The 19,568-nt window shown below is 64.6% G+C and carries 20 protein-coding genes; 15 read left to right on the forward strand and 5 right to left on the reverse strand.

The window, feature by feature from the left end; translation table 11 throughout:
• Window positions 1-759 precede the first annotated feature (759 nt).
• The 4 genes from ACYQOP_RS15395 (at window position 760) to hisN (ending at window position 4,877) form a co-directional block, all read left to right on the forward strand.
• Window positions 760-1,005 (forward strand): helix-turn-helix domain-containing protein, encoded by a 246-nt coding sequence (locus ACYQOP_RS15395; protein WP_207411386.1) that lies wholly within the window; start codon window positions 760-762, stop codon window positions 1,003-1,005.
• Window positions 1,002-1,769, forward strand: coding sequence for a LamB/YcsF family protein (locus ACYQOP_RS15400; protein WP_461222939.1), 768 nt, complete (start codon window positions 1,002-1,004; stop codon window positions 1,767-1,769). Before ACYQOP_RS15395 ends, ACYQOP_RS15400 begins: the two co-directional genes overlap by 4 nt.
• A gap of 248 nt (window positions 1,770-2,017) precedes the next feature.
• Window positions 2,018-3,940, forward strand: coding sequence for an AI-2E family transporter (locus tag ACYQOP_RS15405; protein WP_461225341.1), 1,923 nt, complete (start codon window positions 2,018-2,020; stop codon window positions 3,938-3,940).
• 148 nt (window positions 3,941-4,088) lie between these two features.
• Window positions 4,089-4,877: a histidinol-phosphatase gene (gene hisN, locus ACYQOP_RS15410; protein WP_207411388.1), complete on the forward strand. Its 789-nt coding sequence runs from the start codon at window positions 4,089-4,091 to the stop codon at window positions 4,875-4,877.
• A gap of 20 nt (window positions 4,878-4,897) precedes the next feature.
• Here the strand turns inward: hisN and ACYQOP_RS15415 are convergent, their stop codons facing one another.
• Window positions 4,898-5,905, reverse strand: coding sequence for an alpha/beta fold hydrolase (locus ACYQOP_RS15415; protein ID WP_461222940.1), 1,008 nt, complete (start codon window positions 5,903-5,905; stop codon window positions 4,898-4,900).
• 179 nt (window positions 5,906-6,084) lie between these two features.
• Here ACYQOP_RS15415 and ACYQOP_RS15420 point away from each other — a divergent pair, with 179 nt between their 5' ends.
• Window positions 6,085-6,558: an Hsp20 family protein gene (locus ACYQOP_RS15420; RefSeq protein WP_461222941.1), complete on the forward strand. Its 474-nt coding sequence runs from the start codon at window positions 6,085-6,087 to the stop codon at window positions 6,556-6,558.
• Window positions 6,559-6,614: 56 nt separating this feature from the next.
• Here the strand turns inward: ACYQOP_RS15420 and ACYQOP_RS15425 are convergent, their stop codons facing one another.
• Both ACYQOP_RS15425 and ACYQOP_RS15430 read right to left on the reverse strand, forming a co-directional pair.
• Window positions 6,615-6,806, reverse strand: coding sequence for a hypothetical protein (locus ACYQOP_RS15425; protein WP_461222942.1), 192 nt, complete (start codon window positions 6,804-6,806; stop codon window positions 6,615-6,617).
• A gap of 202 nt (window positions 6,807-7,008) precedes the next feature.
• Window positions 7,009-7,452 (reverse strand): RNA polymerase subunit sigma-70, encoded by a 444-nt coding sequence (locus ACYQOP_RS15430; protein WP_461222943.1) that lies wholly within the window; start codon window positions 7,450-7,452, stop codon window positions 7,009-7,011.
• 352 nt (window positions 7,453-7,804) lie between these two features.
• Between ACYQOP_RS15430 and ACYQOP_RS15435 the strand changes: the two genes are divergently transcribed.
• The 4 genes from ACYQOP_RS15435 to ACYQOP_RS15450 all read left to right on the forward strand — a co-directional run bounded on the left by ACYQOP_RS15435 (window position 7,805) and on the right by ACYQOP_RS15450 (window position 11,498).
• Window positions 7,805-8,671, forward strand: a complete 867-nt coding sequence (locus tag ACYQOP_RS15435) for a Kdo hydroxylase family protein (RefSeq protein ID WP_461222944.1) — start codon at window positions 7,805-7,807, stop codon at window positions 8,669-8,671.
• Between the two features lie 38 nt (window positions 8,672-8,709).
• Entirely contained in the window at window positions 8,710-9,009 is a 300-nt protein-coding gene (locus ACYQOP_RS15440) for an antibiotic biosynthesis monooxygenase family protein (RefSeq protein ID WP_461222945.1), read from the forward strand.
• 351 nt (window positions 9,010-9,360) lie between these two features.
• Complete coding sequence (gene hemC, locus ACYQOP_RS15445; protein ID WP_461222946.1) at window positions 9,361-10,284, forward strand: hydroxymethylbilane synthase; 924 nt, start codon at window positions 9,361-9,363, stop codon at window positions 10,282-10,284.
• Between the two features lie 143 nt (window positions 10,285-10,427).
• Entirely contained in the window at window positions 10,428-11,498 is a 1,071-nt protein-coding gene (locus tag ACYQOP_RS15450) for a diguanylate cyclase domain-containing protein (protein WP_461222947.1), read from the forward strand.
• Here the strand turns inward: ACYQOP_RS15450 and ACYQOP_RS15455 are convergent.
• Complete coding sequence (locus ACYQOP_RS15455; RefSeq protein WP_207411485.1) at window positions 11,480-11,887, reverse strand: response regulator; 408 nt, start codon at window positions 11,885-11,887, stop codon at window positions 11,480-11,482. The two genes, ACYQOP_RS15450 and ACYQOP_RS15455, sit on opposite strands and share 19 nt — an antisense overlap.
• 126 nt (window positions 11,888-12,013) lie before the next feature.
• Here ACYQOP_RS15455 and ACYQOP_RS15460 point away from each other — a divergent pair, with 126 nt between their 5' ends.
• The 6 genes from ACYQOP_RS15460 to glmM all read left to right on the forward strand — a co-directional run bounded on the left by ACYQOP_RS15460 (window position 12,014) and on the right by glmM (window position 19,179).
• On the forward strand, window positions 12,014-12,379 hold the full coding sequence (locus ACYQOP_RS15460) for a phosphorelay protein (RefSeq protein ID WP_461222948.1): 366 nt from the start codon (window positions 12,014-12,016) through the stop codon (window positions 12,377-12,379).
• A 325-nt stretch (window positions 12,380-12,704) separates the two neighbouring features.
• Window positions 12,705-13,205 carry a peptidoglycan-associated lipoprotein Pal gene (gene pal / locus ACYQOP_RS15465; RefSeq protein ID WP_018043035.1) on the forward strand — a complete coding sequence of 167 codons (501 nt, stop codon included), beginning with the start codon at window positions 12,705-12,707 and terminating at the stop codon, window positions 13,203-13,205.
• 116 nt (window positions 13,206-13,321) lie between these two features.
• Window positions 13,322-14,290: a tol-pal system protein YbgF gene (ybgF, locus tag ACYQOP_RS15470; RefSeq protein WP_461222949.1), complete on the forward strand. Its 969-nt coding sequence runs from the start codon at window positions 13,322-13,324 to the stop codon at window positions 14,288-14,290.
• Window positions 14,287-15,294 (forward strand): tRNA lysidine(34) synthetase TilS, encoded by a 1,008-nt coding sequence (gene tilS / locus ACYQOP_RS15475; RefSeq protein ID WP_461222950.1) that lies wholly within the window; start codon window positions 14,287-14,289, stop codon window positions 15,292-15,294. The genes ybgF and tilS overlap by 4 nt, the downstream gene beginning before the upstream one ends.
• Before the next feature lie 145 nt (window positions 15,295-15,439).
• Complete coding sequence (gene ftsH, locus ACYQOP_RS15480; protein WP_461222951.1) at window positions 15,440-17,359, forward strand: ATP-dependent zinc metalloprotease FtsH; 1,920 nt, start codon at window positions 15,440-15,442, stop codon at window positions 17,357-17,359.
• A 479-nt stretch (window positions 17,360-17,838) separates the two neighbouring features.
• On the forward strand, window positions 17,839-19,179 hold the full coding sequence (gene glmM, locus ACYQOP_RS15485; protein WP_056433774.1) for a phosphoglucosamine mutase: 1,341 nt from the start codon (window positions 17,839-17,841) through the stop codon (window positions 19,177-19,179).
• Here the strand turns inward: glmM and ACYQOP_RS15490 are convergent.
• Entirely contained in the window at window positions 19,176-19,499 is a 324-nt protein-coding gene (locus ACYQOP_RS15490; protein ID WP_056433528.1) for an MmcQ/YjbR family DNA-binding protein, read from the reverse strand. The genes glmM and ACYQOP_RS15490 overlap by 4 nt on opposite strands.
• Between the last annotated feature and the right edge of the window lie 69 nt (window positions 19,500-19,568).

The following is a 19,568-nucleotide window of genomic DNA, read 5'->3' on the forward strand; positions in this document are numbered from 1 at the left end:
CATGCGGGCATGTGTTCGAGGGACGGCGTCATGAGCTTCGGGACCGCGACGGCCCCGGCGGAATTCGAATCCGCAACCTCCGCGAGGCGAGCCCCGCGGCGCTCTACCGATAACCGTCCCCTGTCGGCCCGCACGGACCGCTCGGGTTCCGGCGCGGACGCTCGGACGCGAGCCAGGAGGCCCGCACCGCGCGAAGGCGACGGAAACGTCGACGATGAGGGATTGTCGGTGAACCCGGCCTATGGCCGCGCGGACATGGTCGAGGCGAACGGATCGGCCGCGAGGCCGTCGGGGGGTCGAACCCCAGGGCTCGAAAGCCCTTCATCCCAAAGATAACCGTTCGTCAGCGGCCCGCGCGGAGCGCCGGATCAAAGACGGGTTGGTCGCCGGCTTTCGCCCCCGAGACAGGCGAACGCGGCGACGCTTAGGTCGACTTTCTTCATGCGTTGCTCCGTCCGTGGCAGGGACCGAATGGCGAGGGACGCGGACATGTCGAATGGGGCTCGGGCGGTTTCACATGAGAGGTGATAACCGAGCCCCCGCCGGCCCGCGCCGGTGAGGCAATCTGGTCTACCGGTCATGAACGATCGAGGACGACTGGGCCTCATGGCCCCCACGGCTCGCGACCGCGGACGTCGGGATTGAGCGATAACCCTCGATCACCGGCCCGGCAGGCCGATGGCGGGGTGATTAGAGTCGCGCTCCGGTCCAGTCAAGGCGAAACTTGAAAAATCTTACAGTTCGGTCCATCTCCTGAACATGATCACATCCGCTCAGATCCGCGCCGGGCGCGGGCTGCTGAAATGGACGCAAGGGACGCTCGCGGCGCGGGCCTCCCTCTCCATCGTCACTCTCAACATGATCGAGAGCGACCAGGTCGCCCCGCGCAACCGGACGCTCGACGCCATCCGCAACGCCCTCGAAGGGGAGGGCGTCCGTTTCATCGGCGACGAGGACGAAGGGTTCGGGGTGATGTTGCGGGCGCGGCCAGCACGGGCCGCATGAGCCGCCGCATCGATCTCAACGCCGATCTCGGCGAGGGCTACGGGCCCTACACGCTCGGCGACGACACGGCGCTCCTCGATCTCGTCACCTCGGCCAATGTCGCCTGCGGCTTCCATGGCGGCGATCCTTCGATCATGGTCGCCACCGCCTCGGCGGCGCGGGCGCGCGGCGTGTCTATCGGCGCCCATCCGGGATTTCAGGATCTTCGCGGTTTTGGACGTCGCGTCATTGCCGAAAGCGCGGGGGAGATCGAGGCCGGGGTGGCCTACCAGATCGGCGCGCTCCAGGCCTGTGCGGCCCTCGGCCATCATCGCGTCACCCATGTGAAGGCGCACGGAGCCCTCGCCAACCTGTCGAACGCCGATGCGGATGTGGCGAAGGCTCTCGCGCGGGCGGTCCTCGCCGTCGACCGGACTCTGCCCCTGGTGGTGATGCCGGGCCTCGCGGCCGAGCGCGCGGCTCTCGATGCCGGTCTCGCCGTGGTGCGGGAGATCTATGCCGACCGGGCCTATGCCGACGATGGGCAACTCTGCGCGCGCTCACTTGCCGGGGCCGTGATCCACGATGCGGCCGAGGCGGCGGCGCGGGTCCGCCGCATGGTGGAGGAGGGGGCGGTGATCACCCTGTCCGGCCGGCGGATCGCGGTGTCCATCGACACGATCTGCGTCCATGGCGACACGCCACGAGCGGTCGAGACGGCGCGCGCGGTCCGGCTGGCCCTCGGAGAAGCGGGCTTCGCACTGGCCGCGTTCAACACCGCCTGATTCCAGAATGAATGCAAAGCTTGCAGGAAGCAGGGATCGTTTCCCGCCGATACTCCGTTCCTCATGGTGATTACGCTGGCGAGATTGCCGCGACATCGTGTGCGTAGCGTTGAGACGGAACCGACATGGCGACAACCACCCCGGCTGAAGCCGCATCGCCGCAGGCGCCGAAGGCGGGGTCCGCGGGTGCCAAGAGTTCCACGAGTGGCAAAACCGGCATCTCCCGTGCGACGCCACTGCGGGATCCGATGCTGCCGCCCCGGGCGACGCGCATCGCGGCGGCCGAATCGCTCCCGCCCTCGCTGGTTTCGCCCCTCATCGTCACCGCGCTGATCGTCTCCGGCCTCTATATCGGCCGCGACGTCCTTATTCCCATCGCCATCGCGGTCCTGCTCTCCTTCGTGCTGGGCCCCATCGTCTACCTGTTGCGGCGCCTGCGCTTCGGGCGGTTCCTGTCGGTGGCGACCTCCGTCGTCATGGCTCTCGGGGTCGCGGCGGCTTTGGCCACCCTCATCGGAGTCCAGCTGGCGGATCTGGCCAAGGATGTGCCCCGCTACCGCGCGACCATCGAGCAGAAGGTCGAAGGCCTGCGTGACAGCCCGGCCGGGCGGATGGCCGATTACGTCGCCAATATCGGCCGGACCATGCATCAGGGCGGCGAGGAGAGCGCGAAGCCCGAGACTCCGAAGCCCGAGGCCGGGAAGCCCAACGCTCCGCCGCCCGAGAAACCGGTCCTCGTCGAGATGAAGGAGCGGGCACCGGACCCGCTGGCGCTGGCCAACACCATTCTGTCGCCGATCCTGCATCCGCTGGCCACCATCGGCATCGTCTTCATCGTGCTGCTGTTCCTGCTGATGCAGCGCGAAGACTTGCGCGACCGCATGATCCGCCTCGTCGGGTCGAGCGATCTCCACCGGACCACCGTGGCGATGGACGATGCCGCGCGGCGTCTCAGCCGCTACTTCCTGGTGCAACTCGCACTCAACGCCGCCTTCGGCGTGGTGATCGGGATCTGTCTCTATATCATCGGCGTGCCCAACCCGGCCCTATGGGGCATCTTCTCGGCGCTGATGCGGTTCGTGCCCTATATCGGCGCGGCCCTGGCGGCCCTGTTCCCCCTGGCGCTGGCGGCGGCGGTCGATCCCGGCTGGTCGATGGTCATCGCCACCCTGGCGGTGTTCCTCATCCTCGAACCGCTGACGGGTCATGTCATCGAGCCGATGCTTTATGGCCAGTCCACCGGCATGTCGCCCTTCGCCGTGCTGGTCTCGGCGCTGTTCTGGACATGGCTGTGGGGACCCGTCGGCCTGCTGCTGTCGACGCCGCTCACCGTCTGCCTCGTGGTGCTCGGCCGCCATGTGGACAAGCTCGAATTCCTCGACGTGCTGTTCGGCGACCGGCCTGCCCTGACCCCGGTGGAGAACTTCTACCAACGCATCCTCGCCGACGACCCGGAAGAGGCCGAGGAGCATGCCGAGCTGATCCTCAAGGAGTGCTCACTCTCTTCCTATTACGACGACGTGGTGCTGAAAGGCCTCGAACTCGCTGCCCGCGACGCGGCCCGCGGCGTGCTCACCCCGGAGCAGAAGAACGATATCCGGGACACGGTCGCGGTCCTCATCGCCGGGCTCGACCGCCGGGAGACCGAGGTGCCCGACGACGACTTCGCCATTCCCGACGACATCCCCGAGGCCTGGAAGCAGGACGGTGCGGTCCTGTGCGTGACGGGGCGCAGCTTCGTCGACGAATCGGCCTGCTCGATCCTGGCCCAACTCCTGAGCAAGCGCGGCATCGGCACGCGAATCGTGCCCTTCTCCGATGTGGCGCGAGCCCAGATCGACAGTTTCGACCCCGGCCCGGCCCGGATGATCTGCATCGTGTCGCTCGCCATCAGCGGGGAGCCGACGCATCTGCGCCGCCTCGTCGGGCGGCTGAAGCGGCGCATGCCGGACCTGCCCATCGTCGTCGGCCTGTGGCAGGCGGATCACGAGATCCTCAACGACGAAGGTCAGCGCGCGGCGATCGGCGGCGACGTGCACGTCTCGTCCCTCGATTCCACATTGCAGGCCGTCCTCGCCCAGGCCGGCACGATTGTGGGGGCCGACAAGGCGAACTCGTCCGCGCCCGAGCCACCGCCATCGGCACCCGTCACGGCCGCCCTGGCGACCTGACGGAAGAGGCGCTCCGTTGCGGTCGAAAGGCCGGGCGATGGCGGTCGAACCACCGGGGTCATGGCGGTCGTTCGGGGCCTATCGGGCTTGACGCGGCCGGCCCATCGTCGCTTCCGTGGCGGACACGGTTCGGACAGGAGGCCCGTCGATGAGCGTCGTCGATCTCGCACGGTTCATGGAAGATCTCGCCACCGAGTCGGGTCAGGCCATCCTGCCCTTCTTCCGCGCTTCGTTCGGCATGGACGACAAGGGCAGGGGCACCGGCGCCTTCGATCCGGTCACCGAAGCCGATCGGGCGGCGGAGACCATCCTGCGCGGCCGGATCAGGAGCACCTTCCCCACCCACGGCATCGTCGGGGAGGAGTTCGGCTCCGACCATGCGGATGCCGAATGCGTCTGGGTCCTCGACCCGATCGACGGCACCCGCGCCTTCATCACGGGGCTCCCTACCTGGGGAACGCTGATCGGCCTGCTCCATGACGGCGTGCCGGTGCGCGGGCTGATGAACCAGCCCTATCTCGGCGAGCGCTTCGTTGGCGATGGAGCCAGTGCCACGTTTCATGGCATTCGCGGCCCGCGCAAGCTCATGACCCGCCGCTGCGAGCGCCTCGCCGATGCGCTGCTCGCCACCACGGACCCGCGCCTGTTCGCGCCGGGCGACGAGCAGGATCGCTTCCGAAGCATCGAGGGCGCGGTGCGGATGTCGCGCTACGGCACCGATTGCTACGCCTATTGCATGCTCGCGGCGGGGCAGATCGACCTCGTGGTGGAGGCCGGCTTGAAGCCGCACGACATCGTCGCGCTGATCCCGATCATCGAAGGCGCCGGCGGCGTCATCACCGCCTGGGATGGCAGTTCGGCCGCGAAGGGCGGCCGCATCGTCGCCGCCGGCGATGTCCGGCTGCATGCCGCGGCCCTGCGCCACCTCAACCCGTGAGGTCCTGAACCGCGCGGGTTCTAGGGCAGCATCGCGGCAGCGGCTGACCGCCCCGTATCGGCGTGCTCCACTCGCGACGGCGTGACCACCGACCCCGGCACGAAGGCATCGAAAGCCGCCCAGAAATCATCTCGGATCGCGTCACGCTCCGAGAGGATCTCATGCCGGGCATCGGGCAGGACGAGGAGAAACCCGGAGGAAAGGCGGCCGACGAACCGCTCCGTGATGGCGGTATCGCAAACAGGGTCGGCGCCAGCGCCGATCACGAGGATCGGGATGCGGATCGAGGCGGCCTTTCGCGGATCGGCGAGCTTCTCCATCGCCCTGAACGCACCGACGATCCAGGCCACGCTCGGGTCGCCCACGGCGCCAGTGCCCACCGCCCGGGCCGCCTGGGCATTGCGTTCATAGCGGGCGGGATCACCCGAGAGTCGGTTTCCCGCAAACGGTTTCGTCGCCATCGAGGTCGGCTTGCCGAACGGGATATAGCTGCGCCCGAGCCCCAGCGCATGCAGCACACGGGCGAGAAAGAAGGACGCCGCCGGGAAACGGATCATCCGGATCGACAACATCGGTGCCACGGTGACTAGTCGGGCGAAGGGAAGCCATCCGTCCATCGCACCGGTCAAAGCCACGGCGCCACCCATTGAATGGGCGAGACCCATATGCGGATGTGGCATCAACGGCCGTAGGATCGCTTCCTCTATTGCTTTGAGATCGTGGCGATAATCGTCGAACCGTGCGACGTGGCCACGATGCGCATCGGTGACTTGCCGCTGCGATTCGCCCTGACCACGCCAATCGAACGCTACGACCGCGAAGCCGCGCCGGCGCAGATCCGTGATGGTTTCGTAGTACTTTTCGATGAACTCGGCCCGGCCCTGAAGCAGGCACACCGTTCCTTTGGCGAGACGCGTTGTGGGGCGCCAGTGAGCCGCCCTCAGCCGTACTCCGTCATCCGTCTGAACAGAGACCAGCGTTCCCCCCGGGGGAACTGGATTTCCGGGGGTGGAAGCAAGGCTCAGCATGGGCGGTGTCCGAACAAGAGGAGCAGCATCAAAATTTCCATGCGACGGGGTATCCAAACTCTTGAAGCCTATCGCCACGCCTCCGATATTAGAGGAGCGCCGGCCGATACGGCGGCGCAATAGTCCGGCCCCTTGGGCGGACGATAACGTTACATGTTGCTTCCTAAGGAGAATATGTCATGCGCCAGTTCGATCTTGCTCCCCTCTATCGTTCTACTGTCGGCTTCGACCGTTTGTTCTCGGCCCTCGATCAGTTCGTGAGCGCCGACGCGGTCCCGACCTACCCACCCTACAACATCGAGCGCACAGGCGAGAACGCTTACCGCATCACGGTCGCGGTAGCAGGCTTCACCGAAGCAGACCTTACCATCGAGGTGAAGGAAAACGCTCTCTCGCTCAAGGGTGAGCGTAAGCCGGATGCCAGCCGAAAGGTCGAGGTTCTGCATCAGGGCATCGCCGCTCGTGGCTTCGAGCGTCGGTTCCAGCTTGCCGATTACGTGCAGGTGACGGGCGCGGCCCTGGAGAACGGGTTGCTCCATATCGATCTCGTCCGCGAGATTCCGGAGGCCAAGAAGCCTCGCCAGATCCAGATCGCCACGTCGGCTGCCACCAAGGCACCCGTGATCGAGGGTCAGGTGCAAGAAGCGGCCTAATCGATCGTCTTTTGATGGAGAGCGCCCCGATCCCCTGGTCGGGGCGCTCTTGCGTGTCAGAACCCGTCGAACCGGTCTCCTCGGCCGGGCTCCCTGCAGCGATAGCCAATGAAGCAATCCGGCGTGTCGCGCGTGGGCGCATAGGCGGGGATTGTGATCTCGGTCACTTCGCAAGCACCCCGGTCACGCACGAAACGGTCATAGGTCGCTCCACCCGTCCCAAGAACGATGCCGCGGTTGCGCGACACGACGGATCGGGCCTCTGAACACGTCATATCGAGTGTGGATGCCCGTTGCGAGATAGCCGGCGAAGCGACGCCGATCGCGGCACACATGCCGCAGATGAAATTGAAGACCCTCGTCACAATCCAATGCCCCCGTGTTCGACGACGCGAGAGCACCGTTCGACCAGGGTAACTCGAAGCCGATCAGTCAAGTTTCAGAGGGGCTTCACAGGTCTCCGAAAGCGAGTTGTCCCTGTGGGCTCTGCCTGGGGCGAGCGGCTATCGGCCGCTCTCTACGGACCGTAGGCTTCGTCGCGGTTCGCTGTGTTTTCGGCTCGCCGCGCATCCTAGCCTTCGCTTTGTCGCGGGCTACGGCTTCGGGAGCCTGCGGATCCTCGTTCAGCCACTTGCCGCGCTTGATGACCTCGTTGACCCGTCCCTGGTTCACGCCGACCTTGAAGGCGATCTCCTGCTGGGTCATTCCCGTGGAAGCGTGGAGGTCGAGGATGGCCCGGGCCAGTTCCGGCGTCATCTTCTGCCCCGTGAGGCGTCTCGCGGGCTTGATCGTCCGGGTTGCTCGATCGCGCTCGCGCAGGCGCTGGAGCAGGGCCAGCGCCATGTTCATACCCTGCTCTCGCAGGGCCTCCTCGAATTCCTTCAACGTCGCCATCGTCGGCTTCCTCGTTGCCGTCGCGGCCGGACCTTTGGACCTGCCCGCCACCGAGAGAACGATCGGGCATGCGCCAAGGTTGCGACGGACGCCATCGGTCGATCGAGCATGGTTGAGCCGGTACAGGGCCGATGACAACCGGGTGAAGACTTCATCCACTACTAATCCGCCGCACGTCACTCTCGGTAGCGTCGATGTTCCAGCGCACGTCATCGTCCGTGAAGGTACCGACTCGGGCTCATTCCGTAGTGACTGGCCCTTACCGTCTTACCTTTGACGGCCAACCCTTGGCGGAAAGCCCGGGCTTCGGCTAAACCGCGCGGCACACGCGGCTTTCGAGGACGCTTCCCCAATGATCAGCCCGATCCTTTCCGTCGCCCGCGACGGGTCAGCGCCCGGCGCTCCTTCTCTCGTCGAAGCCTTGGAGAACGGGTCGGTCCTGGTCTTCCACGACGAAGACTTCCCGTTCAGCGATTTCGAGAAGCGCTTCGTCGAACGACCCTTCGCTGACGGCAAGGCCAAGAATGTGAACATCCGCGGCAAGGAGGCCGCCCTGAGAGGTGCCGCCGGGACGCCGGAGGAACAGGAAGCGCTGCGTCAGCTTCTTATCCGCTACAAAGCCTTCGCCCAGGGGCTCATCGACCGCCATCTGCCGGCTTATACCGGCAAAGTCACGCTGGCTGGCACCTCCTACCGTCCGTTCGAGGTGGATCAACGCAAGCTCAGTTGGCGCCGCGACGACACCCGTCTGCATGTGGATGCCTTTCCGTCGAATCCGATCGGCGAGAAGCGCATCCTGCGTATTTTCCGCAACATCAACCCCAACGGCCAACCGCGCCTGTGGCGGGTAGGCGAGGATTTCGGCTCGATGGCTGAAAAATTCTTGCCGCGCTTGCCGGGCTACTCGTCGCTATCCGCGCGGCTGTTGGCCACGCTGCGTATCACCAAGGCGCGCCGCTCCGAATACGACCACCTGATGCTTCATCTCCATGACGCGCTCAAGCAGGACATGGAGTACCAGCAGAAAGGTCCCCAGGCCGATGTGCAATTTGCACCGGGCCAGACCTGGGTGACGTTCTCGGACCTCGTCATGCACGGCGCCATGGGCGGCCGCTACATGCTGGAACAGACGGCCTACCTGCCCGTCACGAGCCAAGCGGATCCGGAACGCAGCCCACAGCGGATCCTTGCCAAGAAGCTCGGCCGCAAACTGCGTTGAGATTTCACCGATACAGAAACCGGGTTCAGGTCCACGCCATGATCCTCGAAATCGCACAGATCGAAATTAAAGCCGGCATGGAAGCTGATTTCGAGGCGAACATCGCCAAGGCAGCCGAAATCTTCAAGGTCGCCAAGGGATGCAGGAGCTTCGCTGTTCGTCGTTCCGTTGAGAAGCCGCAACGCTATCGACTGCTGATCGAGTGGGAGACCCTCGCGGACCATACAGAACTCTTCACGGGCTCGCAGGCCTGGAAGGATTACCGCGCCATGGTATCCCCTTTCTTCGAGGGACCGCCGAGCGTCGAGCATACGGAACTGACCCTGCAGGCGTTCTGACGTCCAGACCCGTCATGACCGGCGGCATCATGCCCCAAGGGGAACGGGCAGGAGGAGCAAGCTGCTGTCCGGCAGCAGTCCCGCATCATCCTAAGGAAAATGCGTATCGCGCGAACGTTCGAGCTTGCTCGAAGCCATCTCTCATTTCGTTGGAGGTCGAAATACGATCGGCTTCCTATCATCAGGATCCGATGATCGGGGTGGGTTAATAGATTTCTTTCACTCCCTGGCGCGCGGCTCGCGCAAAGCCTCCGCCACCGTGACAGCCGATCGCCGACTGCTTACTGAAGGATACCGTTCTCGACAGAGGCGGTCTTGTCCGAAGCGTCCTTGCACAGGCGTCCATCGCCCATGATTCAGCGCCCTCTCCGCATCGGCACCCGCGGCAGCCCCATGGCTCTCGCGCAGACGGGAATGGTCCGCGACAAGATCGTGGCCGCAAATCCGGGGCTGGAAACGGAGCTGGTGGTGGTGAACACGGTCGCCGACCGCATCCTCGACCGCCCCTTGTCCGAAATCGGCGGCAAGGGACTCTTCACGAAGGAGCTTGAACAGGCCCTCTTCGCCGACGTGGTCGATGTGGCCGTGCATTCCATGAAGGATGTCGAAACCTGGCTACCCGAGGGGCTGGTCATCGCTTGCATCCTGGAACGGGACGATCCACGCGATGCATTCCTCTCCGCGCAAGCCGAGGGCTTTGCCGGCCTCGCACCAGGCGCACGCGTGGGCACTTCTTCCCTGCGCCGGGCCGCCCAGGTTCTCATGCGCCGGCCGGACCTGCGCATCGTCCCCATGCGCGGCAACGCCAACACAAGAATGCGCAAGCTCCAGGAGGGCACATGCGAGGCGACGCTTCTGGCCCTCTGCGGTCTCGAACGCCTCGGCATGGCCGACATGGCACGAAGCGTCCTGTCCGTGGACGAGATGCTCCCCGCCGTGGCGCAGGGCGCCCTCGGCATCGAATGCCGGGAGGTGGATTCCGATGTTCGAGCTCTGCTTGCCCCCCTCCGGTCCCCGACGGCCACGGCTGAACTCGATGCTGAGCGTGGCCTCCTTGCGGAGCTTGACGGGTCTTGCCGCACGCCCATCGCGGCCCTGGCACGGATCGACGGCGGGGTGCTGACCCTGAACGGCCTGTTGTTCCTGCCCGACGGCAGTGCTCATTGGGCGGTCCACCGCTCTGGCGCGGTATCCGATGCGGCCGAAATCGGACAGGACGCCGGCGCCGAGCTGAAACGTGCCGCTGGCGACACCTACGCCAAGCATCTGCAATAGCTTGGCGCACGCATCGGTCGCGGGAGCTTGGTATCCGGTCGGGCGCGGCATCTCCGCGCCTTGCGGGCGGAAGAGGAACGGTTAATCGCTCGTCCGGTACTGTCTGCGTACAATCTCATACACTTCGCGGCCCGAGAATACCGATGCATGAGGTCCGCACCGCCCTATCGCCCTGCTCAACCGTACTGATCCGTCTCGACGGGGATCCCGCTGGTCTCGGAGAGTTCACAATCGAGCAAAATGGCGATGCAGCGCTGATCGCCAGCCTGCAGGCGCGTGTCGAGGAACAAGCCCGTTTCATCGACGCACAGGCAGTGTCCCTCGCCCATAGCCGGAAAATCTTCGAACGCGCCTCCGCCGTAGCCAAAATCGGAGTCTGGGAATGCCGCCTCGAAGACGAGGCACTGACCTGGACCGATGCCGTCTACAGGATGTTCGATCTGCCGGTGGGCTCGCCGGTGGACCGCGAGACGACCCTGGCATGCTACAGCCCGGCGTCGCGCATCCGCCTCGACGCGCTCCGCAGCCAGGCCATCGCCGAACGCGGCGGCTTTACCCTCGACGCCGAAATTATGACCGTCGCAGGCAACCGCCGCTGGATCCGCCTGACCGCAACGGTGGAATGCGACAGCGGAATCCCGGTCCGTATCTTCGGCATGAAGCAGGACATCACCGAGGAGAAGATCCTCGCAGACCGGACCCGTTATCTCGCAGAGTTCGACACGCTGACGGGCCTGCCGAACCGCACCGTTTTCTACAGTCGGCTCACAGCTATGGGCAGAATGGGAGCTTTGTTGCTCCTCGACCTCGACGGCTTCAAACAAGTCAACGACACACATGGCCATATGGCCGGTGATGCTTGTCTTACGGAGGTCGGGCGACGTCTTATGGAGACGTGCCGTCACACCGAGTTCGTGGCTCGTATCGGGGGGGACGAGTTTGGCATCGTGGTGGACGCCACTATCAATCCTCCCGAACTCGCCGTCTTAGCGAAGCGTATCATTGCTGCCATGGCGCCGCCCATCGCTTGGGGGCAGGGGACCTTCACGATCGGAGTTTCGATTGGCATCGCCATGATGGCACGCCACAACTCGGAAGACATCTTCGCCGAGGCCGACATGGCGCTGTATGCGGCCAAGGCGGAAGGACGGGGGACGTTCCGGCTAGCCCCTCCGGCAGAACACTTGCGACCGCCTCACGCTGATACGTGGTGAGAAACGGATCTTGGCGGCAAGCCTCGCTCAGCTGCCATCATTCGGGCAAGCGCAACGATTTCGCGGATCTGGAACGGCTTGCGGACCGAAAGGCTTCCCCGAAGGGGCCTGCGGTCAAAATAAGCATTCGTCGATGCATAGATCACCGGGCGGTCGGGGCGAACCTCGCGGAAGGCAAGAGCCACCGTCCATCCGTCTATCATCCCCGCGAGATTGATATCGGTCAGCAACCAGTCGATATCGACGCCATGAATCCTGAGAAGCGTCAAGGCGTCTTCTCCGCTTGACGCGGCGACGACTGCGAGACCAGCGCGCTCGCACTGGATCGTCAACATATCCAGCAGAAGGAAATTATCCTCGACGATCAGAACTTTCGGTGTGCCACTCATTCCGGCCATCGACCCTATCCTACACCAACAAATGGCTGCATTAATGGTTAAGCTTCCATCAACGGTCGCGTCGACTCGGGTGTCGCTCGCAACGTGGACGGGGGGTCGTTTGGAGACCGTGTGACGATGCGCGAGGCAGCGTTGGAGCCAACGGCGGAGAAGGGGAGGTGGGCGGTCTGCAATGAAGCTACGCTCGCCGAACTCGAAGACCTGCTTGGACGCGACCACTTGATGCAGCTTCTGTCCCTGCTCATCGTCGAGATCCGAATCCGGTTTCGAGCCGGGAACGACGATCGGATCGCCATCGGGCAGGACGCCCATGCACTCCTGGCATCGAGTGGGGCTCTCGGCTTCGTCGACCTCTCGCGGTGCTGTTCAGCGATCGCTCAAGCTTGCCTCAATGGCGGTGATATCGACGTCCCGCTGCAGGAAGGCCGGGTCGCCGCCAAGCGCGCGCTCGACGCGCTCGCCGTCTTGGGCGCATACGGGTGACAGCACTTTCGCGTCTTCCGAACACCTCACCGCAATGATCCGTTGCGCCGAAGACACACCCGTCGGAGGAGAGGAGCACGGAGTTTTTTCGTCGCGCAGCTGCCGCATTTCAGGTGCGACACAGGGTATCGCGCCGGTCACGAGGTCGTTTCGTTGAATTGAGGTGCTCAGCGTCACACGCCGCGACTGGATTTCAGCCTTTGAAACACGCCGTCAAGGTTGACGGAACCTTCGCTTAACCCGCTCGACCTACATAGGTCCTACCACCAAACGACCCCGCTGGGACGCTCCGGAACCGGACACCCCGCCCGAGGAGACCACGACCATGTCGATGACCGCGCGCTTTCGCGTGTTTCCGCTCGCGGCGGCCCTTTGCGCCGCGCTCAGTGTCGCTGCCTGCACAAACGACAAGGATCTTGCCGACGCTTCGGGCTTCGCAGGAGGCGCCAATACGCCGGGCAGCGCGCAGGACTTCGTCGTCAATATCGGCGACCGCGTCTTCTTCGAATCTGATTCGACCGATTTGACGCCGACTGCCACCGCCACCCTCGACAAACAGGCCCAGTGGCTGCAGCGCTATCCCCGCTACACCTTCCTGGTCGAAGGCCATGCCGACGAACGCGGCACCCGCGAGTACAACTTCTCGCTCGGCGAGCGCCGCGCCCAATCCGTCAAGGATTACCTGTCCTCGCGCGGCCTCGCCGCCGGACGGATGCGGACGGTTTCCTATGGAAAAGAGCGCCCGGTCGCCGTGTGCAACGACATCTCCTGCTGGTCACAGAACCGCCGCGCCGTGACCGTCCTCGACCGGGGCGCCGGCTCCTGAGAACGTAGGTTAGCCATTACGGGTGCGGCCCACTTTTGCTGCGTCCAGGCACATCTGCTATCGGCGGGGCGCTGCCGATGCATCCTCGTCCGATCCGACCACAGGTGCCGATTCCCATGCTCCGCCGCCTGCTCATCGCGTCCACGTTTCTCACGTTCCTGTCTCCCTTGACCGTCGGCGGTTCGGCGACGGCCCAGGATGCGTCGGAATTTGTCGTCCGTCTGAACCGCATCGAGAACCAGTCCCGTCAGATGGCTGGTCAGATCGAGACGCTGCAATACGAGAATCGCCAGCTCAAGGAACAGCTTCGCAAGTTCCAAGAGGACGTCGAATATCGCCTGCAAGAAGGCAAGGGTGGCGCTGGAAAGCCCGCCGCATCCCCGTCAGGCACCAATCCCGGACAAGCCAAGACGCAAAAGCGCAGCGATGCCTTCAACCCCGAGCAGAATCCGGGTCGTCCCGGCGGGCCGATGCCGCTCGGCACGACTATGCCGTCGGCTGCCATCGCGACCGCACCACCGTCTCGGGGACCGAGTGTGCCGCCCACCGTGGTCGATGCCGATGACGAAGTGCCTGGCCTGTCGCCTCCCGGCCTAGGTGGCCCCGTCGACCTCACGCCCCCGTCGCGCGTTCCTACGACGGGCGCTCTCGCGAGCCCGTCGCGCCCGATGACCAGCGTGGCCGCCACCACGACAGGCGATGCACGGGCGGATTACGAGACGGCTTACGGCTACATCACCGGACGCCATTACGAACAGGCGGAGATGAGCCTACGCCAGTTCATTCAATCGCATCCGCGCGACGCGCAGGTGCCGTCGGCGACGTACTGGCTCGGTGAGAGCTACCTCCAGCGCAACCGCAACCGCGAGGCGGCCGAGCAGTTTCTGAAGGTCTCCACGGATTACGCGCGCTCGCCCCAGGCGCCGGATGCGATGCTGAAGCTTGGAATATCTCTGAATGCACTCGGCGCACGGGAACAAGCCTGCGCCACTCTCGCCGAACTGGAGCGGAAGTTCCCGTCCGCAGCGCAGGGTGTCCGCCAGAGCGTGGTTCGCGAGCAGAAACGCGCCCGCTGCGCCACTTGAATGCCACCCCAGCGGGTGACGGGATCGACGCGACGCTTGTCGCGGCGCTGAAGCCCTATCTCGAAACTCGCAACCTGCTCATCGCAGTTTCCGGCGGACCGGACTCCACGGCTTTGATGCATGCAGCCGCCCGGTCCGGGGCGGCGCATCCGATCCAGGTCGCGACGGTGGATCATCGTCTTCGGGCGGAGGGAGGCGTCGAGGCCCGGAACGTCGGGATCACTGCACAGGCGCTTGGTTTGAGGCACCACATCCTGACCTGGGACGGCGACAAGCCTAGCCGGGGTATTCAAGCCGCCGCACGGCAGGCGCGCTACGCCCTCCTGGCGGAATGCGCGACGGGGATCGGCGCGGACACAATACTGACGGGCCATACAGCTGACGATCAGGCAGAGACCGTGCTGATGCGGCTCCTCGCCGGAAGCGGTCCGGCTGGTCTCGCGGGTATGCGGCGCGACCGGGAGCTTGCGCCGGGCCTGCGCCTTGCAAGACCCTTCCTCCATATTCCAAAGGCGGATCTCATCGCCTACTGCTCGGCTCATGGGCTGGCATACGCGAGCGATCCTTCGAATGTGGATGAGCGCTTCGCACGTGCACGTTTACGCCGACTGATGCCCGACCTCGCAGCGGAAGGTCTCAACGCCGAACGGCTCTGCCGTCTGGCGGCCCGCATGTCTCGCGACGAGGACGCGTTACGCGATGCAGCGCAGTCCACCTTTATCAGGCTCCGCCTTACCGCCGATGCCGTTGTCCTGGATGGCCGCCTACTGGCCGCTCTTCCGGATGCGATCCTTATTCGCGTCGTCGACCTCGCATTGAACGAGGCCGGAGGGGGAGGGGTAGGGCGCCTGGAACGCATGGAGCGGCTCGTCTTCGAAGAGCTTCGGCCGGCCCTCACCGCAGGCACCGCCATGCGACGCACGCTTCGGGGCATCCTCGTCGAACTTGGGGCCGAGGGCGTCCTCTCCTTCTCTCCGGCACCGGCGCGACGGTCCCCATCTTAGGGACGCGCTCACCTTTCCGCCGACCGGCTTGCCGCAGGCAGGCCCGATTTACTTGGCAAGGGAGGCGGCACTGCCTACATTGCCGACATGCATCCGCGTGATCCGCCCACCAAGCGCGGGACCGGACGCCCCCAGGGATTGATCGATGAACCCGAACTTCCGCAATTTTGCCTTGTGGGTCGTCATCTTCCTGCTCGTGCTTGCCCTCGTCACCCTGTTCCAGAATCCGGGACATCGCGGCGGCGGCAGTGAGATCGCCTATAGCCAGCTTCTGAACGATGCCGATTCCGGCAAGATCCAGACGGTGGTGATCTCCGGGCAGGATGTGAGTGGTACCTATGTCGGCGGTGGCAACTTCACCTCCTATGCACCCAACGACCCGAACCTGGTGTCGAAGTTGCAGAGCAAGGGTGTGCAGATCTCCGCACGTCCCCCCTCGGACAACACGCCTTGGTTCATCCAGCTTCTCGTGAGCTGGCTGCCCATCCTGGTCTTCATCGGTGCCTGGATTTTCCTGAGCCGCCAGATGCAGTCGGGTGCCGGGCGCGCCATGGGCTTCGGAAAGTCGAAGGCCAAGCTTCTCACCGAGGCCTCTGGCCGCGTGAGCTTCGACGACGTCGCCGGCGTGGAGGAAGCCAAGGAAGACCTGCAGGAGATCGTCGAGTTCCTGCGTGATCCGCAGAAGTTCCAGCGTCTCGGCGGTCGCATTCCACGCGGGGTGCTCCTCGTCGGCCCTCCCGGCACGGGTAAGACCCTCATTGCCCGTGCGGTGGCGGGCGAAGCCAATGTGCCGTTCTTCACGATCTCGGGTTCGGACTTCGTCGAGATGTTCGTCGGCGTCGGTGCCAGCCGCGTCCGTGACATGTTCGAGCAGGCCAAGAAGAATGCGCCCTGCATCATTTTCATCGATGAGATCGACGCTGTCGGTCGCCACCGCGGCGCGGGTCTCGGCGGCGGCAACGATGAGCGCGAGCAGACATTGAACCAGCTCCTCGTGGAGATGGACGGGTTCGAGGCCAACGAGGGCGTGATCATCATTGCGGCCACGAACCGTCCCGACGTGCTCGACCCCGCCCTGCTGCGTCCGGGCCGCTTCGACCGCCAGATTATGGTGCCGAACCCCGACGTCGTCGGCCGCGAGCGCATCCTTCGCGTTCACGTTCGCAAGGTGCCTTTGGCACCGGATGTCGATCTCAAGGTCATCGCGCGTGGGACCCCTGGCTTCTCCGGCGCCGACCTGATGAACCTCGTCAACGAATCGGCCCTGCTCGCCGCACGTCGTGGCAAGCGCATCGTCACGATGCACGAGTTCGAGGACGCCAAGGACAAGGTGATGATGGGTGCGGAGCGGCGCACCTTGGTGATGACTGAGGACGAGAAGAGGCTCACGGCCTATCACGAAGGTGGCCACGCCATTGTCGCCTTCAACGTGCCTGCCACTGATCCCGTCCATAAGGCGACGATCATTCCGCGCGGCCGGGCCCTGGGCATGGTCATGCAGCTTCCAGAGCGCGACAAGCTGTCTATGAGCTTCGAGCAGATGACCTCGCGTCTCGCCATCATGATGGGCGGTCGCATCGCCGAAGAGATGACGTTCGGCGCCGACAAGGTTACTTCTGGAGCACAGTCAGACATCGAGCAGGCGACACGTCTCGCTCGCATGATGGTGACGCGCTGGGGCTTCTCGCCTGAGCTCGGCACCGTGGCCTATGGCGAGAACAACGACGAGGTCTTCCTCGGCATGTCCATGGGCCGTCAGCAGACGGTTTCCGAGGCCACTGCCCAGAAGATCGACGCCGAGGTTCGCCGCCTTGTAGAGACCGGCCTTGAGGAGGCCCGCCGCATCCTCGGCGAGCATAAGGACGATCTCGAGGCACTGGCCCAGGGGCTTCTCGAATACGAAACCCTTTCGGGTGACGAGATTAAGAACCTGATCGCCGGCAAGCCGCCCATCCGTGATGCGGGTGATGGACCGACTCCGATCCGTGGTTCGTCCGTCCCGTCCGCCGGTCGCGGCCGGCCGCGGGACAACGAGGGCGGGCTGGAGCCTCAGCCCCAGGCGTGACGTCAGGGTGTTCGTTCTTCAGAAATATCAAAGCGGCGAGGGAGACCTCGCCGCTTTTCTTTTGATTGCCAAAGGTCGAATCGGGCGGCACCGCGGATAGATCGACCGTACGGCGAGGCGCTTGCCGGCGTGACGAGCAACGAGGAGGTGAGGGACAAGCTTCTCAATCTCGACCTGGCTTTCGATCCGCTGGCCTATTCGTTCGAGACGTGCAGCCTGCTCTTGACGAGCGTTCGGACCGGTTCTGGCAGGCTAACATGGCGACCTGGCAGTGGGTGGAGCTTTACTATTTCAGCATTGGCAAGCAGATCGAGGGTTCTGTCCTCGTTTCGCTGATCATTGCTGTTTCACAGGCCTTCTGACGCGCGACGAGGCATGAGCTAGGCTCCCGCCCGGCCACCATTCGTTTGCCATGCTTCGATACCATTCAGCGAGGTGAGACCCGCTATGATGGGCTGTGACGATCGGGATTGAAGAACGTGCGTAAGTATTTCGGCACAGACGGCATCAGAGGCCGTGCCAACGGGGTGATCACCCCTGAACTGGCCCTCAAGGTGGGGCAAGCGGCAGGATTGGTCTTCCAGCGGGGCGATCACCGCCACAGGGTCGTGATCGGCAAGGACACCCGCCTGTCGGGCTACATGATCGAGACGGCTCTCGTTGCCGGGTTCACCTCGGTGGGCATGGACGTGATGCTGCTCGGCCCCATGCCGACGCCGGCCGTGGCCATGCTCACCCCCTCGATGCGTGCCGATCTAGGGGTTATGATCTCGGCGTCGCACAATCCGTTCGAGGATAACGGCATCAAGCTCTTCGGTCCCGATGGATTCAAGCTGAACGACGATGTCGAGCGCGCCATCGAAGCCTTGATCGACGGGGAGTTGCATAAGAAGCTCGCCGGCTCACGCGACCTCGGCCGCGCCAAGCGGATCGAAAGCGTGCATGCTCGCTACATCGAATTTGCTAAGCGTACGCTGCCGCGCAACGTCACCCTCGACGGCCTACGGGTCGTGGTCGATTGCGCCAATGGCGCGGCCTACCGCGTTGCGCCGGAGACCCTTTGGGAACTCGGAGCGGAAGTGATCGCCATCGGCGTCGATCCCGATGGCTTCAACATCAACCACGATGTCGGATCCACGGCTCCCGCCGCCCTTGCCGCCAAGGTTCGGGAATTGCGGGCGGATATTGGTATCGCCCTCGACGGCGACGCAGACCGTGTTCTCATCGTCGATGAGAAGGGCCAGTCGGTGGATGGCGACCAACTGATGGCTGTCGTGGCACGGTCCTGGAAGGACGACGACCGCCTGACACAGCCCGGCATCGTCGCGACGATCATGTCCAATCTTGGTCTCGAGCGGTTCCTCGGGGGGATCGGCCTTGGTCTCGCCCGCACGGCGGTCGGCGATCGCTACGTCCTCGAGCACATGCGCGAGCATGGCTACAATCTCGGCGGCGAGCAGTCGGGTCACATCATCATGTCGGATTACGCCACTACTGGAGACGGTCTGGTGGCGGCACTTCAGCTTCTCAGCGTGGTCAAGCGTCAGGAGCGGCCGGTGAGCGAGGTCTGCCATTGCTTCGACCCGCTGCCGCAGATCCTCAAAAACGTGCGCTACCGCTCTGGTACGCCGCTGCAGCAGGACGCGGTCGTGACAGCCATCGCCCATGGCCGCGAGCGTCTCGGCGAGACCGGCCGCGTCGTCATACGTCCGTCGGGTACCGAGCCGGTCATTCGCGTCATGGCTGAGGGCGACGATCGAAGCCTCGTCACGGAAGTCGTGGACGACATCGTCGATGCCGTCGCGAAAGCCGCGGCCTAATCGCGCAACGCCTCCGGCGCGAGGCAGCGCCATGCCGTGAGGAGAGCGCTTCTGAGCGTCTCCTCATCGGCCCCATCCAGGGACAGGCTGGTCCAGCCACGCCGTCCCCAAGCGCCGGGGACAGGATCGAACAGGTCCGGCTCGGCCTCGACCACAAAAGCCTGATGCTCGGCCGGGAACTTCAGTACAACGCGTTCTTCGTCGACCCAGAGGGTTGCGAAGATCCGCCCGCCGATGCGGAAATCGGGTTGGCCCATATGGGCGCCTTCCTCCACCCCCGGCAGCATCAGGGCGAGTGCGCGTACATCTTCAGGCCGCATGATCTCTCTGCCTCGTTACTCGCGAAAACCACCGAGGCGGCACGCGAATGCAAGTGCCGCGATATCTCG

The organism is Methylobacterium sp. CM6247 (assembly GCF_054817925.1).